At 50.7% G+C, this 1,652-nt stretch carries 2 protein-coding genes; one reads left to right on the top strand and one right to left on the bottom strand.

Annotated features, from left to right (window positions below; genetic code table 11):
• Positions 1-197: 197 nt before the first annotated feature.
• A complete protein-coding gene (locus tag HB675_RS25635; RefSeq protein ID WP_213881959.1) occupies positions 198-725 on the top strand; it encodes a hypothetical protein in 528 nt (175 codons plus the stop codon).
• A 590-nt stretch (positions 726-1,315) separates the two neighbouring features.
• Here HB675_RS25635 and HB675_RS25640 read toward each other — a convergent pair.
• Positions 1,316-1,652: IS30 family transposase (locus HB675_RS25640; protein ID WP_213881960.1), on the bottom strand; the 337-nt coding region annotated here is incomplete at its 5' end.

Consider the following 1,652-nt stretch of genomic DNA (forward strand, 5'->3'; position numbering starts at 1 on the left):
GCCAAGAACCACGATGACCATCCTCTTTCGCCCGCAGGGCGCCTTCGGTTGGTTCAGTTACACCACTTCCCGGGACACGATCCGCCTATGGGGCGGATGTGAGTGCGGCAGGTGCTCAGAGCCTCTGGTACGGATCCCAGGCTGATACTGCAACGGCCAATTTGCTCGGAGGCGCGCTAGGCGTATCACCTTCGAGTGTGGATAATGTACTAGGCTTAGCGTCGGCAGCTGGCGATATGCTCGCGGCATCTAAGTTGACAGGTGATTTTTGGTCGCTTGCGACTGCTGTTGAGACAAATGGTGCAAAAGGGCCTTCTGCTACTGTCGGTAGCGCTGATTTTTACGTCACACCACAAGGAACGACTGTGCCAGCGACTGGCTATCGAGCTGTCGGAGGTCCTGCTGTCGAAGAGGCGTTAACGGGTACAATTGCTCCCCGCAATCCTACCTATATTACATTTGATAATATTGAAAATATGACTCCGTCCGAAGCGCAGAGCCTACTTCAACTGCCCAGGACACCCACCAACTGGGTAAGCTTTGATACGCTACCATTAGTAGACGACTTGAAGATTCCAACTGGGAAGTGGAATACAACCACAACCTTGGAGCCGATTACCAATACATTCCCTGAGTGGGGGGCTGGTGGAGGAACTCAAGCAATTACGAATCAACCGATCAAGGTCAAGGATTTTGGGACGCTTCCTGAAGGTGGTAGAAAATGAGAGGAGTGGACTATTACTACTCAGAGATAGAGCGAGAGCTATCGTTGTTCAGCCTGGATATGAGTCGAGAATTTAAAATCTACTCTGAGGCGCACAGCCCAAGGGAGGTGTTTTTATGGCTGGAGCAGCGACGTGTACATAACCAATGGTCAGCAAACCTAAATGGCTTATTGACAGATTTTTATTGGGAAATATCCTGATTTTTTGGATAGCTTGGTGCAAAAGTAACAGGTGGTGCAGTAGAGCTAACGTTTGACAAGTCTACCCGGACTTGGACAACACCAGCGGGTCTAGACTATGGGCAAGGATCGGTTCAAGGAAACAAAGTTTTGCATGTTTTAGAGCATGCGGAACCGAATCCGGCCAAGACAACACATAGCGTCTTTAGTATGGACAGAAAAGAGATTTTAGGCGCTGTCGATGAAGCATGGCTCAAGAAAGGTAGTCCTGTAGTAGGTGATCCGGGTGCATATGTTGTCCCGATGGGCCGAGCGATTGGTACTTCGGGAGAAACGAGTATTAAAATTATTGTTCGGCCTGGGACCAGTCAGGTCATTACTGGGCGGTTGCAGGAACCGAGTGCAACACGGTCATTGAATTGAAGTGGGTGCCTCATGATACATACCCATCACCTCCGTAATGACTTCAATCGGGCATTTAAATCCGACGCGCTTCCGAGGCCGAATGTTCATTTGATAAGAAATAGCGTCCAGTTCCTCCTGGCTGTGCTTCGACAAGTCCGTGCCCTTGGGCAGGTATTGGCGGATCAAGCCGTTGATGTTCTCGTTACTGCCGCGCTGCCACGGGCTGTGCGGATCGCAAAAGTAAATCGCCACGCCCGTCTTCTGGGTCAGTTCGGCATGCTTGGCCATCTCACGTCCTTGGTCGTACGTCATGCTTTTACGCACCTCCAACGGCATGCTATTC

It is taken from the genome of Pseudomonas sp. dw_358 (assembly GCF_018449655.1).
Classification (GTDB): domain Bacteria; phylum Pseudomonadota; class Gammaproteobacteria; order Pseudomonadales; family Pseudomonadaceae; genus Aquipseudomonas.